Origin of the sequence: Diaphorobacter sp. HDW4A (assembly GCF_011305995.1) — a bacterium.
Classification (GTDB): domain Bacteria; phylum Pseudomonadota; class Gammaproteobacteria; order Burkholderiales; family Burkholderiaceae_C; genus Diaphorobacter_A.
Map to the genome: position 1 here is coordinate 3,539,042 of NZ_CP049910.1, position 13,818 is coordinate 3,552,859.

Here is a 13,818-nt window from a genome sequence, read left to right on the forward strand (position 1 = left end):
CCGATATGAGCGTTTACGACAAACTCAAGGAACTCAACATCACTCTGCCCCCAGTGGCCACACCCGCAGCCGCGTACGTGCCCTTCGTGCAGACCGGCAAGCTCGTGTTCCTCTCGGGCCACATCGCACGCAAGGACGGCGCCGTCTGGGCCGGCCAGCTCGGCAAGAACGTTACCACCGATGAAGGCAAACAAGCCGCACGCGCCGTCGCCATCGACCTGCTCGGCACCCTGCACGCTGCAACCGGTGACCTCAACCGCATCAAGCGCATCGTCAAACTCATGAGCCTCGTGAACTCCACCGGCGACTTCACCGAACAGCACCTCGTCACCAACGGCGCCAGCGAACTCATGGCCCAGGTCTTCGGCAACGAAAAAGGTGCCCACGCCCGCAGCGCCTTCGGCGTAGCGCAGATTCCCCTGGGTGCCTGCGTAGAAATCGAGCTGATCGCCGAACTGGCGGACTAAGAATACGCGAACGCGAAGCCCCCAGGCTACGCAGCGCAGCGGGCACCCAAGCCCTCACCCCAACGCCAAGATAGCCCCTCAGGCGAGGCGTCGAAGCCGCAGACAGTACTTCGGCACGGCAAGGCTTCGCAACCCTGCATGAGGGGCTGTATTGGCGCCTCCAAACGATCAACCATCGAAGCCGCAAAGGCTTCGTACCAAACTGACAACCCAAAAATGACGACCCCACTGGTGCTGACGATTCAATCGCATGTGGCGTATGGCCATGTGGGGAACGATGCGGCGATGCTGCCGCTGCAACTGCTCGGCATCCAGCCCGTCGCCATCCACACCGTCCAATTCTCCAACCACACCGGCTACGGCGAATTCAAAGGTCAGGTCTTCCAGCCCGCCCACATCGCGGACGTGCTTGATGGCCTGCGCGCACGCGGCGTGCTCTCCCGTTGCGTAGCAGTGCTGTCGGGCTATCTGGGCGACGCCGGTGTCGGAGAGGAAATTCTCTCGGCGGTGCAGGAGGTGCGCGCAGCACACCCCAAGGCGCACTACCTCTGCGACCCAGTGATGGGCGACGTGGGACGCGGTATTTTCGTGCGCCCCGGCATTCCGGAATTCCTGCGCAAGCGTGCGCTCTCAATGGCCAGCGTGATCACGCCCAACCACTACGAATTCGAACTGCTGTGCGGCGGCGACACACCGCTCACCACGGTGCCCGCAGCCATCAAGGCCGCGCGCAGCATGCTCGCTCACATGCATGACGTGAAATCGGCGCTCATCGTCATCACCAGCCTGCGCACCGACGACCTGCCACAAGACAGCCTCGCGACGCTCGCCGTCACCGCCAATCACGCATGGCTGGTGCAGACGCCCTACGTCAATCTGCAGCCGCTGCCCAATGGCATGGGCGACGTGTTTTCATCCGTGCTGCTAGGCCATCTGATTCAGGGCAACACGGCGCCCGTGGCGGTCGCAAGCGCGGTGAGCACGCTCTACGCGCTGGTCCAGCGCACGCAATCGGGCGAGCGCGACCTGCCGCTGGTCGCCTGCCGGGATCAAATCATCAATCCGAGCGAACAGTTTTCCGCCAACCCGGTATCAACGTAACCGAAAGCAATGTAGCCCTGTCTCCGGCTGCGCATGCATTTTTGATACGCACCGGTGGCCGGGGATTCAGTCCATATCGGCAGATACCTCGTTGGTACGGCGGTTGTACTTGAGCGTGATTTTGTTGACTTCGCAGAGATTGATGTCTTCCCACTCGATTTCCGAGCCATCGTCGGTGAATATCACTTTGATATCCTGACGGCAATTTTTGGTGTCGCCGAAATTGAATTTTCGTGACTGTCCATTCATGAATTGGTTTTCACCGAGACGATCACGACCCCAGTTGTTCTTTTGCGACGGGGAAATGAATACCTCGTTGATGGCATAACCCGTTTTGTTCACCAGCGTAAAATCGGCTTTGCCTGCAAAGGCACTGAAAATGGCCGACACCAAAATGGCAGCAACGAAAAATTGCTTCTTCATGGGAATATCTCCGATTGATTGATTAAAACAGAAAATCTGGCAGATCGGTACACGGTGATCTGCGACTCAAGGTCGGCAACGCCGGTATCTGACAAACTTATTCAGAGTTTTGAGATTTAGTCTATCAATGATTCAAATGAGATTACCCCATGGACAGCCTCTCCAAAATCAAAATGACCATGGCCCATTTGAAAATACAACGAAACAGCATAGGGAATAGATCGAACAACAGAGTGGTCCACGAAAAATATTATTCCCATTTCTTTAATTGACCCTGCAACGGCGTTCTAAAAATAAATCATATTACTCAGCAAACGTTCCTTTCTCTTCAATGGATCAAAGTCCCTCGATAGGAACAACAAGGCCGTCAGTGGGTCCAAATTAAATGTAATGAATTGTGTTACGCTCGTCCATCCCTTGATTCAGGTATTTTTGCGAAATCTATGCTGACCGGAGTGAATGCATGAAAGACATACTGTTTACCCGCTCCCAAATACCTGAATCAAGGGATACCCAACGCGCGTGAATCAGGCGATGCTCGCAGTCCACCCAGCCAAGACACCACCAGACAAGTGATGCCCGACGATCCAGCCGCAGCGCTACCTCAAACATCCCCATTCGGTGCGCCTCGCATAGACCCCGGCTCCACTCTGCCAGCACCTGTCCTTGTGGTCGAGGACGAGCCGGAGTTCCAGCAGCGCCTGCGCGAAGTGCTCCTGCAACTGGGCTATGCATCGGATGCGCTCATCTTCGCTGCCACGCTGGAGGAGGCACGCACCACACTGGCGAACCAGCCAGTGGCAATGGCTTTGGTCGATCTGGCGTTGCCCGACGGCAACGGCCGCGAACTCATCGCCGAATTGCGCACACAAGACCCATGGCTGGGGATTCTGGTGGTGACGGCCTGGAGTTCGGAGGACGACATCCTCGGCGCGCTGCGTGCGGGCGCGACGGGCTATGTGCTCAAGGAACGCGATAATTTCGAAGTGATGCTCTCAATCCGCAGTGCGCTGCGCGGCGGCGCGCCCATCGACCCCTTCATCGCACGACGCATTCTCGAGTTGCTGCCTGACACACCGACCACGCCGCAGTCTGACATCTCGGCGTCTGCGCAGGCTGTCGCCAAGCCCGTGGTAACCCTCAAGCAAGAGGAAACGCCTTCCGGCGAACACCTGAGCAAACGCGAACGGGAGATTCTGAAAATGGTGGCCAACGGCCTGTCCAACCGCGAGATCTCCGAACACCTGCATCTCTCGTACTACACGGTCGAGACCCATGTGAAACGCATCTACCGCAAGCTCTGCGTGAACTCGCGCGCGATGGCCGTGCGCGCTGCGCTCTCGCGTGGCGACTTGCTCGGTTGATGGTGCACGCAAGCCGCATGAGGCCTGCGCGCATCTGGTGGCTGCAGATGTTGTGCGCGCTGATCGTTCTGTGGTGCGCTCCGCTTTCATCAGCCCATGCGCAACAGGCTGATGCATGCAGCTTCCGCGTGCTCTCCACACAGGCGGCCAAAGCCAGTGCCGATGAACGCCTGCGCCCGGCAGAAGACTGGGTGACGGTACAGCTTCCTGATGTCTGGAGCAGGCGCTGGCCCGAACATTCGGGCTCGGTCTGGTATCGCATTGACTGGGAACGACAATGTCCAAACGGCAGCGACGCTGCCAAAGAACCCGTCGCTTTCGGCTTTCAACGAATCTTCATGGCCGCGGAAGTCTTTGTGCAGGATGACCGGCTCTGGAGCGATGCCTCGCTGGTCGATCCAATCACGCACGGCTGGAACGCCTCCCGCTGGTGGGCGCTGCCCGCGTCCGCCGTGCGTCCTGGCATCAACACCGTGTGGGTGCGCGTTGTCGGTCCCGCCGAACTGACACCGGGCATCGAACCCATGCAACTCGACACGGTCGAGACCATACGCCCACGATTCGAAAGACTCGAGTGGCGACGCAATACCGCCTTTCTGCTGACCAACGCCCTGTCCGGTGCACTCGCCTGCATCTTCTGCGTCATCTGGCTGATGCGTCGCACGGAGCACACCTACGGCTGGTTCGCGCTGATGTCGTTTGCCTGGTCGTTCTACCTGAGCACAGTGACCGCCGCCGCCCCTTGGCCCATCTGGCCCATCGTTTCCGAAGGTGGCGGCGCGTTCGAGAGCTCCCTGCGCATGGCACGCCTGAACATCGTCGCCATGGTGTTTTACATCGCACTCTTCAGCATTTTCAGCCTGCGCTTCAGCGATCAGCGCATGCCACGCGCAGAGCGATTTCTGTGGGCGGCAAGCGCCATTGCAACCCTCACCATCGTGCTCGCTCCCCGTGCACTTCTGGAGCAGGCATCCCACGTCATCTCGCTCAGCTGCGCCTTCACCTTCTTCGCCGTCTGCATCGAACTGCAATGGCACGCCTGGCGCCACCGCAGCGTGCAGAACATCCTGATGGCGCTGTGCTGGGCCTCGTTCCTCGTCGTCAGCGCGCATGACGTGCTGCTGGTTTTCCATGTCTGGTCCAACCACGAGGCCTGGGTCCCGCTCACCGTCATCATCACCACGGCCCTGATCGCTCTGCTGCTCGGTGGACGCCTTGCGGCCAACACGCGCAAGATCGAGCAATTCAACATCCAGCTCGAACAACGCGTGAACGACGCCCGCAACGAGCTCACCCACGCACTGGAACGCGAGCACGCACAGAAACTCGAACACACCCGCCTGCAAGAACGTGTGCACCTCGCGCACGACCTGCACGACAGTCTGGGCGGCAGCCTTGTGCGCAGCATCGCCGTGGTCGAACGCGCCCAGCGCAGCCAGCAGACACTGCCCAACGAGCGCATGCTGTCACTCCTCAAACTGCTGCGCGACGACCTGCGCCAGATGATCGACCACGGCTCCAGCGTCGGGGCCACTGTGCCCGATACCCCCGAACTATGGATGGCGCCACTGCGCTACCGCTTCACCCGCATCTTCGACGAGCTCAACATCGCTTGGCAATGGCACAGCGACCCCGTCTGGCGCAGCGATGAAGAACGCCCCAGTGCCCTGCAATGTCTCGGCCTCTCGCGCATCCTAGAAGAGGCCCTGACCAACGCCATCAAACACAGCCGCGCGAAAACCATCCGCGTCTGGTGCCACCAGACGGCACCGCACCTGTTGATCCTCCACGTCGAAGACGACGGCAAAGGCTTCGACGTCCCCTCCGCCCGGGACACCACCGGCCTCGGAGTCGGCATGCGCAGCATGGCCCAACGCGCCAGACGCATCAGCGGCCAACTGACGGTGACCTCCGCCCTCGGCACCGGCTCCGTGGTGCGCGTGGAAGTCGCGCTTCAATGCCAGAATGCGGTGTTCGACATCGACGACAACATCAACCGCACCATCAGGAAAGACAACACATCATGATTCTGGAAGTCGTGGACATCCGCATCCAACCCGGCCGACAAAGCGCCTTCGAAGACGCCATCGTGCGCGGCGTCACCACCGTCATCTCCAAGGCCGTGGGCTTCAAGGGCTACTCCGTCCGTCACTCCATCGAAACGCCTGAGCGCTATCTGCTGCAAATTCAGTGGGAGACCCTCGAAAATCACACGGTGGATTTCCGTGGGTCGCCTGCCTTTACGGAATGGCGTGCGGTGGTGGGGCCATTCTTTGCTTCGGCACCGGTGGTTGAGCACTTCACTGCTGTAGGCTGAATTTTTGCTCGTTGGTTTTTTGAGGGCGGAGGCCGGGAGTTCCGCCCGGCGGCGGAGTCACCTTTTTGCTTGCGCGCAAAAGATAAGCCGGGACTGCTCCCGGCGGGGCAATCACTTTTTGCTCGGCGCGCAAAAAGTAATCAAAAACGCGCTTGGAAGGCATGCGGCAAAACTCTCTGCGAGCCCTTCGGGCTCTCCGTTCAGACAGCTTGCCGCAAAAGTGACCTGAAGAGGTATTTGCGGCACGAGCGCAGCGACGTGCCGAACACACCTCTTATGAAACTTCTGACTCGCGGCGGTTGTCCGAGCGGCGCGCGAAGCGCATGGCGAGTTCTGCAGCGGGTATTGACAGCGCGTTTGGGGTTACGTAAGCAACCACCCAACGAGCACGCAAAAAGAAAAGGTGCAAGAGCCCCAAAAGACCCAAGCACCTTTCGACTAGAAAGAAGAAAAAACCCGACTACTCGACCCGGATCACATCCGCGATCTTGAACCCGAAGTCTCCCGCCTTCCCCTTGCGCCCCCGCGCAGCCCGAGCGTTGTTGAGCGAGCGAATCTCGAGCGTCTCATCCCGCTCTTTGCCCCCACGCCCAATCCCCGTGAACCGTACACTGCGCGTATAGGCCGCAGTCCCCGCAAGCTGGTCCTTGTCGTCCAAGTCGATCAGCATCAACCCACGCCCGCCCTTTTCCATAAGCTTCAGCTCGGCGATCTCGAACGTCAGAATGCGTCCGGCGACCGAGGCGCAGCACACGTGAGTGGCAGGCACCAGCTCCGTGCCACCGCTTGTGAACGCGGCGTGCGATGGACGGCACAGGGTCTCCTTGTCGCCCAGGCTCACGAACGACTTGCCACCGCGATTGCGTGCCGTCATGTGTTCGACCGTGGTGATGAAACCATAGCCGCCAGAGCCCGCGAGCAGCATTGCCGCGTTGTTCGGTCCGGCAAAGTAGTGCACGGGTTGCGTGCCGCTTTCCAGATCGATGAGCGTGGTGATCGGCTGGCCGTCACCACGTCCGCCGGGCAACTGCGACACCGCGACCGAGTACACACGGCCGTTGTTGCCGAAGACGATCAGCGTATCGACCGTGCGGCATTCGAACGTGCCATACAGCGTGTCGCCGGACTTGAAACTGAAGCTGCCCGCCTCGTGACCGTGGCCCGTGCGTGCGCGCACCCAGCCCTTGTCGGAGACGACCACGGTGACCGGCTCGTCCACCACCTTCACTTCAGCCACGGCCTTTTTCTCTTCCTGGATCAGGGTGCGGCGCGCGTCGGCGAACTGCTTGGCATCGGCCTCGATTTCCTTGATCATCAAACGGCGCAGTGCATTCGGGTTGCCCAGAATTTCTTCGAGCTTGCCCTGCTCTTCGCGCAGTTCCTTCAAGTCCTGCTCGATCTTGATGGCCTCGAGTCGCGCCAGTTGGCGCAGTCGGATTTCAAGAATGTCCTCAGCCTGGCGGTCGCTGAGCTTGAAGCGCGCGATCAGCGCTTCCTTGGGCTCGTCGGACTGGCGGATGATGGCGATCACCTCGTCGATGTTCAACAGTACGAGCTGGCGACCTTCGAGGATGTGGATGCGGTCGAGCACCTTGTTCAGGCGATGCTGCGAACGGCGTGCGATTGTCGTCTGGCGGAAGCTGATCCACTCTTCTAGCATCTGGCGCAGCGATTTCTGCACCGGCTTGCCATCGAGGCCGATCATCGTCAGGTTAATGGACGACGAAGTCTCGAGACTGGTGTGCGCAAGCAGCGTGGTGATCAGTTCATGCTGCGGCACCTTGCCGGTCTTGGGCTCGAAGACGATGCGCACCGGTGCGTCCTTGCTGGACTCGTCGCGCACGCCGTCGAGCAGCGCAAGCATGCTGGCCTTGAGCTGGTTCTGATCTTGCGAAAGCGCCTTCTTGCCGGTCTTGACCTTGGGATTGGTGAGCTCTTCGATTTCCTCGAGCACCTTCTGCGTGCTGGTGCCTGGCGGCAGCTCTGTGACGATGAGCTGCCACTGGCCGCGCGCGAGTTCCTCGATCTTCCAGCGCGCACGCACCTTCATGCTGCCGCGACCGCTGCGATACGCGTCCTGGATGTCGGAAGTACTGCTGATGATCTGCCCCCCGCCCGGATAGTCGGGGCCGGGCACGATCGCGAACAATTCCTCGTCCGTGAGTTTGGGAGACTTCACCAGCGCAATGCAGGCGTCGGCCACCTCGCGCAGGTTGTGGCTCGGGATTTCCGTCGCCATGCCCACGGCAATGCCACTGGCACCATTGAGCAGCGAGAACGGCAGGCGCGCGGGCAACTGACGCGGCTCTTCGAACGAGCCGTCATAGTTGGGCGCGAACTCGACCGTTCCCATGTCGATCTCGTCGAGCAGCAGCGTGGTGATCTTGGCAAGCCGCGCTTCGGTGTAACGCATCGCGGCGGCGCCGTCGCCGTCGCGGCTGCCAAAGTTGCCCTGGCCGTCGATCAGCGGGTAGCGCTGGCTGAAATCCTGCGACAGACGCACCAGCGCGTCGTAGGCAGACTGGTCACCGTGCGGGTGGTATTTACCCAGCACATCGCCGACCACGCGCGCGCTCTTCACGGGCTTGGCGGGTACGTTGCGCGTGGGGCCGCTGTAGCCGAGGCCCATGCGGTCCATGGCAAACAGGATGCGTCGCTGCACCGGCTTCAGGCCGTCAGACACGTCGGGCAGCGCCCGGCCCTTCACAACGGAGAGGGCATATTCCAGATACGCCTGTTGCGCATACTGCGCCAGTTCCAGGCTGTCGCTGTCCGGTTGGTCAGCGGAAAATTCAAGTGTGGATTGATCGCTCATTCGTTCGCAGACAAGTCTTGCAATTGCGCGCGCGCGGCCATGTGCACAGCAGAGCTGCGCGCCGCGGCGCCGAGAGGTGAGTTGTGAGTGGTTGAAGAAGTGGATGAGTCGGGCGTCGGCGAGGAAGTCTCGCCCGCATTGCCTGCAGGAATCTCCATGCGGATGCGGCCTGGCACTGCTTGCTGCGCCTGATGCGCACGGTGTGCGCGAATCGGCTCGGGCGGCTTGAGCATGGCATACAGGCCCAGCACGCTCTTCACATAATTCTGGGTTTCGCGATACGCGGGGATCTGGTTACCGGCACGCTGCACAGCGCCCTCACCCGCGTTGTAGGCGGCCAGCGCCAGGTCCTTGCGACCGTCGAACATCTTGAGCAGATAACGCAAATAGCTCGCCCCCGCGCCCAGATTGGTCGCGGGATCTTCAAGTTTCTGCGCCACGCTACGTTTCTTGTCGCTGGCCACGCCAAAGCGCGAGGCGGTCGCGGGCATCAGTTGCATGAGACCGACCGCGCCCTTGGGCGAGATGGCCTGCGAGTCGAAACCGGATTCGGTCGCGATCACCGCCTTGAGCAGTTCGTACTCAAGCCCGTAGGTCTCGGCCGCACCGCGAATATGGGTGCGCACGCGCTTGTAGCCTGGCGAGATGTCGATGAACGCGAGCTTGCGTGCTCCGGCATTGCGCGCAGCGGATTCGAGCGAATAGTCGGGCGGGTCCATGCGCTCTGACGCGCCGTCGCGCGTCGAGTCGAACTGGTCGCCGCGAAAGAACAACGCGTAGTTGGCATCGATCTGCTCGGCCGCAAAATGCGTCACGCCGCGTGAATCGACATAGGCCCAGAGATCGGCGTAGGCGGACTGCTGCGCCACGAAAAAACACAGCAACGCAGCAACCACCGGCATACGCCAGCGGCTGGGTCGACGTGCTGTGGTCTGCGGCGCAAACATGGCTTAGATATCCACCTCGACCTCGTCGCCATGCACTTCCATGAGTTCACGGCGCGCGGCGGCTTCGCCCTTGCCCATGAGCTTGGACATCAGGCCTTCGGTCGCGGTCAGGTCGACGCTGCCCACGCGCACCGGCAGCAGACGGCGGGTGTCGGGGTTGAGCGTGGTTTCCCAAAGCTGCTCGGCGTTCATTTCACCGAGGCCCTTGAAGCGGCTGATCTGGCACTTCTCGCGTGGCACGCCATCCTTGACGGCCTTATCAAGAATGGATTCGAGCTCACCCTGATCAAGTGCATAGACCTTGGCGGCAGGCTTCTTGCCACGTGCGGGAATGTCCACGCGGAACAGCGGCGGACGCGCGACGTAGATGTTTCCGGCATCGATGAGCTTGGGGAAATGGCGGAAGAACAGGGTCAGCAACAGCACCTGGATGTGCGAGCCGTCCACGTCCGCATCCGACAAAATGCAGATCTTGCCGTAGCGCAGACCGGAGAGATCGGGCGTGTCGTTCGGGCCATGCGGATCGACGCCGATGGCCACCGAGATGTCGTGCACTTCAGTGTTGGCAAACAGGCGGTCGCGCTCGACTTCCCAGGTGTTCAGCACCTTGCCGCGCAACGGCAGCACGGCCTGATTTTCCTTGTCGCGGCCCATCTTGGCGCTGCCGCCAGCGGAGTCGCCCTCGACCAGAAACACTTCGTTGTACGCCAGATCGCGGCTCTCGCAATCGGTGAGCTTGCCGGGCAGCACTGCCACGCCGGAGCCCTTGCGCTTCTCGACCTTCTGGCCCGCGCGCTGACGCGTCTGGGCGGCCTTGATCGCGAGTTCAGCGAGCTTCTTGCCAAACTCGACGTTCTCGTTGAGCCACAGCTCGAGCGAGGGACGCACGAAGTTCGAGACCAGACGCACGGCATCACGCGAGTTCAAGCGCTCCTTGATCTGGCCCTGGAATTGCGGATCGAGCACCTTGGCCGACAGCACATAGCTCGCACGTGCGAACACGTCTTCGGGCATGAGCTTCACGCCCTTGGGCAGCAGCGAATGGAACTCGATGAAGCTTTTGACCGCCTGGAACAGACCGTCGCGCAGACCGCTTTCATGCGTGCCGCCTGCAGTCGTTGGAATCAGATTGACATAGCTCTCGCGCACTGGCGAGCCGTCTTCGGTGAAGGCCACGCACCACGCAGCACCTTCGCCTTCGGCAAAGCTTTCGTTGTTGCGATCAGCGTAGCCCTCGCCCTCAAACAGCGGGATCACCGGATCGGAGTTCAGCGTCTGCGCCAGATAGTCGCGCAGGCCGCCCTTGTATTGCCAAGTCTGCGTGTCGCGGGTCTTTTCGTTGACCAAGGTGACCGTCACGCCGGGCATTAGCACGGCCTTGCTGCGCAGCAAGTGGGTGAGTTCGCCCATCGGCAACGCTGCCGATTCGAAATACGATGCATCGGGCCAGACCTGCACGGTCGTGCCCTGCTTGCGCTCGCCCGATTGCAGTGCGCGAGCCACCAGCGGCTCGATCACGTCGCCGCCCGAGAACGTCAGCTTGGCGATCTGGCCTTCGCGGTGCGTGGTCACTTCAAGGCGCTTGGACAGCGCATTGGTCACCGACACGCCCACGCCATGCAGGCCGCCCGAGAAGCTGTACGCGCCGCCCTTGCCCTTGTCGAACTTGCCGCCCGCGTGCAGACGCGTGAACACGATCTCCACGACGGGTGCGCCTTCTTCGGGATGCAGGCCGAACGGAATGCCACGACCGTCGTCCTCCACGCTCACCGAACCATCAATGTGCAGGGTGACCTTGATCTTCTTGCCGTAACCGGCAAGCGCCTCGTCGGCCGCATTGTCCAGCACTTCCTGAAGGATGTGCAATGGGTTGTCCGTACGGGTGTACATGCCCGGACGCTGCTTGACCGGCTCCAGTCCCTTGAGGACGCGAATGGAGCCTTCTGAGTATTCACTTGCCGGATTGGATGCGGGTTTGGTTGCCATGGCGGCGCATTGTAATACTGGATATAAAAACAGGCTGGCGGAATTCTTCAGCCGCTGACGGGGAACCCGTCACTGAGCAGACGAGCGATGTTTTGGCTACAGTGACGCGATGCAGAGCGAAATAAAAAAATTGTCAATGGTGCAGGTGTTGGCTTGCGGTGCCGCCGTAGTCACGCTGTCGATGGGAATTCGACACGGTTTCGGCATGTGGCTGCAGCCCATCACACAGGACATGGGCTGGACTCGGGAGACGTTCGCCTTCGCGCTCGCCATTCAGAATCTGGCCTGGGGTGTCTTCGGCATTGTAGGAGGCATTGCATCCGACCGCTTTGGCGCGTTCAAGGTGCTGATCTGTGGCGCGCTGCTCTACGCTCTCGGCCTCGCGGGAATGGCCACGTCGCCGACTCCGGGATGGTTCGCGCTGACCACGGGCGTGTTGATCGGCGCGGCGCAGGCTGGCACGACCTACGCTGTCATCTACGGCGTGCTCGGTCGCCAGATTTCTCCTGAAAAGCGCTCGTGGGCCATGGGAGTGGCAGCAGCAGCGGGCTCGTTCGGCCAATTCCTCATGGTGCCAGTAGAGGGTCAACTGATCCTGCAACTGGGCTGGAAGACAGCCTTGCTGGTGCTTTCCATCGCCGTGCTGATGATCATTCCGTTGGCTTTTGGTCTGCGCGAACCGGGCTTTCAAGGCGGCACGGCCCGCGCTCCGCGCACGCAAAGTGCGGGGGCTGCCTTCAAGGAAGCGATTCGCTATCCCAGCTTTCTCCTGTTGACGGCAGGGTATTTCGTCTGTGGATTTCAGGTGGTGTTCATCGGCGTGCACATGCCAAGCTATCTGAAAGACCACGGCCTGTCACCGCAAGTGGCCAGCTACGCGCTCGCGCTGATTGGTCTGTTCAACGTGTTTGGAACCTATATTGCGGGCACGCTGGGCCAGCGGATGCCCAAGCACCATATTCTCGCGTTCATTTACTTCGCGCGGGCGGTGGTGATCACCGTGTTCCTGCTGGTGCCGCTGTCCCCCTTGTCGGTCTATGTGTTCTCCGCCGTCATCGGCGCGCTGTGGCTGTCCACTGTGCCGCCGACCAATGCAATGGTGGCGCAGATCTTCGGCGTGCAGCACATGTCCATGCTCAGCGGCTTCATCTTCTTCAGCCACCAGATCGGCAGTTTTCTGGGCGTCTGGCTCGGCGGCTACCTCTACGACAAAACCGGCAGCTACGACGTGGTCTGGTATCTGTCGATTGCCCTTGGTGTGTTCGCGGGATTGGTGAATTTGCCGGTGCGCGAAAATGCAATTGCACGCACGACTCCCAAGCTGGCTTGAAAGAAGCCGCACAACCATCATGCAAAGTACCCACGATCATTCAGCCGATCCGGTCCCAATGCCCCGCGCCGTGCGCAAACTGGCGCTGACCGTGGGTGTCGTGCTGGTTTTGCTCGCGGTCTTCATGCTCTACACCGACCCGGAATTCATGATCACCGTCGCAGATCAACTCTGGTCCTGCTTCTAAGGCCCCTCTGAGTCGCTGCGCGCCTTCCCCCCGCTCTCGCATTGCTGCGCAATGCGGGCAGAGGGACGCAGCCAGCGCGGCGGGGCGGCCCTTGCGCGGCTGCTCTCGCCTGGGCCTCGCCAGTTTCAAACTCCGCTGGTCGTACCGGGCGCCACGGAAAACTTGGCCGCCCCCCTTGCATTGCTGGCTCGTTGATCAATAATCGCCCACTTTCCCGCTCCCGCCCTGCCGAATCGGCAGACATAGTCCACTGATGTCCTCCTGCACCCCCGTCAGCATGTCCGACAGCGAACTCACCTCGCAGCATGCCCCGCTGCGCCCGCCATCGGACTGGGTCCAACGCTGGTCGCATCTGGTGCCTGTGGGTGCCGAGGTGCTCGATGTGGCCAGCGGCCCCGGTCGGCACATGCAGTGGTTCGCCGAACGTGGTTGCTCCGTCACCGGCGTGGACCGCTCGGGCGAGGCGCTGGCGTCCGCCGAGCGCTTCGGCAAGGTGATCAAGTCCGATATCGAGGGCGGCACCTGGCCGCTCGCCGGGCGGCAATTTGCGGCCGTGGTGGTCACCAATTACCTCTGGCGACAGAATTTTCCAGACATTCTTGAGAGTGTCGCCCCCGGCGGCGTGCTGATCTATGAAACTTTTGCGATTGGCAACGAGTCTGTAGGAAGACCGGCGCGCGCGGAATTTCTGCTGCAAACCGGTGAATTGCTGGGGCTTTGCAAAGGTTTACGCGTCATCGCTTACGAGGACGGATTCCTTGATGAACCCGCCCGATTCGTGCAGCGCATCGTCGCCAGACATGAACCTTCACCCGCGTCAGAGTTATTCAGGGCCCAACTGGGCCACTCTGACTAGTTAGAATGCTTCTTTCCCCGTTTTA

The 13,818-nt window shown here is 61.0% G+C and carries 13 protein-coding genes; 8 read left to right on the forward strand and 5 right to left on the reverse strand.

Annotated features, from left to right (window positions below; translation table 11 throughout):
* Nucleotides 1-5: 5 nt before the first annotated feature.
* Nucleotides 6-467: a RidA family protein gene (locus tag G7047_RS16080; RefSeq protein WP_166307456.1), complete on the forward strand. Its 462-nt coding sequence runs from the start codon at nucleotides 6-8 to the stop codon at nucleotides 465-467.
* Nucleotides 468-683: 216 nt separating this feature from the next.
* Nucleotides 684-1,568 (forward strand): pyridoxal kinase PdxY, encoded by an 885-nt coding sequence (gene pdxY / locus G7047_RS16085; RefSeq protein WP_166307459.1) that lies wholly within the window; start codon nucleotides 684-686, stop codon nucleotides 1,566-1,568.
* Nucleotides 1,569-1,634: 66 nt separating this feature from the next.
* Here the strand turns inward: pdxY and G7047_RS16090 are convergent, their stop codons facing one another.
* Nucleotides 1,635-1,991: a hypothetical protein gene (locus G7047_RS16090; RefSeq protein ID WP_166307462.1), complete on the reverse strand. Its 357-nt coding sequence runs from the start codon at nucleotides 1,989-1,991 to the stop codon at nucleotides 1,635-1,637.
* Between the two features lie 575 nt (nucleotides 1,992-2,566).
* Between G7047_RS16090 and G7047_RS16095 the strand changes: the two genes are divergently transcribed.
* Genes G7047_RS16095 through G7047_RS16105 form a run of 3 tightly spaced genes read left to right on the forward strand, consistent with a single transcriptional unit; the run spans nucleotide 2,567 to nucleotide 5,672 of the window.
* Entirely contained in the window at nucleotides 2,567-3,355 is a 789-nt protein-coding gene (locus tag G7047_RS16095) for a response regulator transcription factor (protein WP_166307465.1), read from the forward strand.
* A 17-nt stretch (nucleotides 3,356-3,372) separates the two neighbouring features.
* Nucleotides 3,373-5,382, forward strand: a complete 2,010-nt coding sequence (locus tag G7047_RS16100; RefSeq protein WP_166307468.1) for an ATP-binding protein — start codon at nucleotides 3,373-3,375, stop codon at nucleotides 5,380-5,382.
* Nucleotides 5,379-5,672: an antibiotic biosynthesis monooxygenase gene (locus G7047_RS16105; protein ID WP_166307471.1), complete on the forward strand. Its 294-nt coding sequence runs from the start codon at nucleotides 5,379-5,381 to the stop codon at nucleotides 5,670-5,672. Before G7047_RS16100 ends, G7047_RS16105 begins: the two co-directional genes overlap by 4 nt.
* Here G7047_RS16105 and G7047_RS16110 read toward each other — a convergent pair.
* From G7047_RS16110 to G7047_RS16125, 4 genes are all read right to left on the reverse strand, one after another.
* Nucleotides 5,656-5,835, reverse strand: a complete 180-nt coding sequence (locus tag G7047_RS16110) for a hypothetical protein (RefSeq protein ID WP_166307474.1) — start codon at nucleotides 5,833-5,835, stop codon at nucleotides 5,656-5,658. The two genes, G7047_RS16105 and G7047_RS16110, sit on opposite strands and share 17 nt — an antisense overlap.
* A gap of 297 nt (nucleotides 5,836-6,132) precedes the next feature.
* Nucleotides 6,133-8,487 (reverse strand): DNA topoisomerase IV subunit A, encoded by a 2,355-nt coding sequence (parC, locus tag G7047_RS16115; RefSeq protein WP_166307477.1) that lies wholly within the window; start codon nucleotides 8,485-8,487, stop codon nucleotides 6,133-6,135.
* Complete coding sequence (locus G7047_RS16120; RefSeq protein ID WP_166307480.1) at nucleotides 8,484-9,434, reverse strand: lytic transglycosylase domain-containing protein; 951 nt, start codon at nucleotides 9,432-9,434, stop codon at nucleotides 8,484-8,486. Before G7047_RS16120 ends, parC begins: the two co-directional genes overlap by 4 nt.
* 3 nt (nucleotides 9,435-9,437) lie before the next feature.
* Nucleotides 9,438-11,420 carry a DNA topoisomerase IV subunit B gene (locus tag G7047_RS16125; protein ID WP_166307483.1) on the reverse strand — a complete coding sequence of 661 codons (1,983 nt, stop codon included), beginning with the start codon at nucleotides 11,418-11,420 and terminating at the stop codon, nucleotides 9,438-9,440.
* 109 nt (nucleotides 11,421-11,529) lie between these two features.
* Between G7047_RS16125 and G7047_RS16130 the strand changes: the two genes are divergently transcribed.
* The 3 genes from G7047_RS16130 (at nucleotide 11,530) to G7047_RS16140 (ending at nucleotide 13,793) form a co-directional block, all read left to right on the forward strand.
* Nucleotides 11,530-12,750 carry an MFS transporter gene (locus G7047_RS16130; protein ID WP_166307486.1) on the forward strand — a complete coding sequence of 407 codons (1,221 nt, stop codon included), beginning with the start codon at nucleotides 11,530-11,532 and terminating at the stop codon, nucleotides 12,748-12,750.
* A gap of 19 nt (nucleotides 12,751-12,769) precedes the next feature.
* A complete protein-coding gene (locus tag G7047_RS16135; RefSeq protein WP_166299500.1) occupies nucleotides 12,770-12,937 on the forward strand; it encodes a hypothetical protein in 168 nt (55 codons plus the stop codon).
* A 277-nt stretch (nucleotides 12,938-13,214) separates the two neighbouring features.
* Nucleotides 13,215-13,793 (forward strand): bifunctional 2-polyprenyl-6-hydroxyphenol methylase/3-demethylubiquinol 3-O-methyltransferase UbiG, encoded by a 579-nt coding sequence (locus G7047_RS16140; RefSeq protein ID WP_166312099.1) that lies wholly within the window; start codon nucleotides 13,215-13,217, stop codon nucleotides 13,791-13,793.
* The last annotated feature ends 25 nt before the right edge of the window (nucleotides 13,794-13,818 follow it).

Coding starts and splice junctions, on each gene's coding strand:
- G7047_RS16080 (WP_166307456.1), top strand. CDS start 6: ATGAGCGTTTACGACAAACTCAAGGAACTCAACATCACTCTGCCCCCA.
- pdxY (WP_166307459.1), top strand. CDS start 684: ATGACGACCCCACTGGTGCTGACGATTCAATCGCATGTGGCGTATGGC.
- G7047_RS16090 (WP_166307462.1), bottom strand. CDS start 1,991: ATGAAGAAGCAATTTTTCGTTGCTGCCATTTTGGTGTCGGCCATTTTC.
- G7047_RS16095 (WP_166307465.1), top strand. CDS start 2,567: ATGCCCGACGATCCAGCCGCAGCGCTACCTCAAACATCCCCATTCGGT.
- G7047_RS16100 (WP_166307468.1), top strand. CDS start 3,373: ATGAGGCCTGCGCGCATCTGGTGGCTGCAGATGTTGTGCGCGCTGATC.
- G7047_RS16105 (WP_166307471.1), top strand. CDS start 5,379: ATGATTCTGGAAGTCGTGGACATCCGCATCCAACCCGGCCGACAAAGC.
- G7047_RS16110 (WP_166307474.1), bottom strand. CDS start 5,835: ATGCCTTCCAAGCGCGTTTTTGATTACTTTTTGCGCGCCGAGCAAAAA.
- parC (WP_166307477.1), bottom strand. CDS start 8,487: ATGAGCGATCAATCCACACTTGAATTTTCCGCTGACCAACCGGACAGC.
- G7047_RS16120 (WP_166307480.1), bottom strand. CDS start 9,434: ATGTTTGCGCCGCAGACCACAGCACGTCGACCCAGCCGCTGGCGTATG.
- G7047_RS16125 (WP_166307483.1), bottom strand. CDS start 11,420: ATGGCAACCAAACCCGCATCCAATCCGGCAAGTGAATACTCAGAAGGC.
- G7047_RS16130 (WP_166307486.1), top strand. CDS start 11,530: ATGCAGAGCGAAATAAAAAAATTGTCAATGGTGCAGGTGTTGGCTTGC.
- G7047_RS16135 (WP_166299500.1), top strand. CDS start 12,770: ATGCAAAGTACCCACGATCATTCAGCCGATCCGGTCCCAATGCCCCGC.
- G7047_RS16140 (WP_166312099.1), top strand. CDS start 13,215: ATGTCCGACAGCGAACTCACCTCGCAGCATGCCCCGCTGCGCCCGCCA.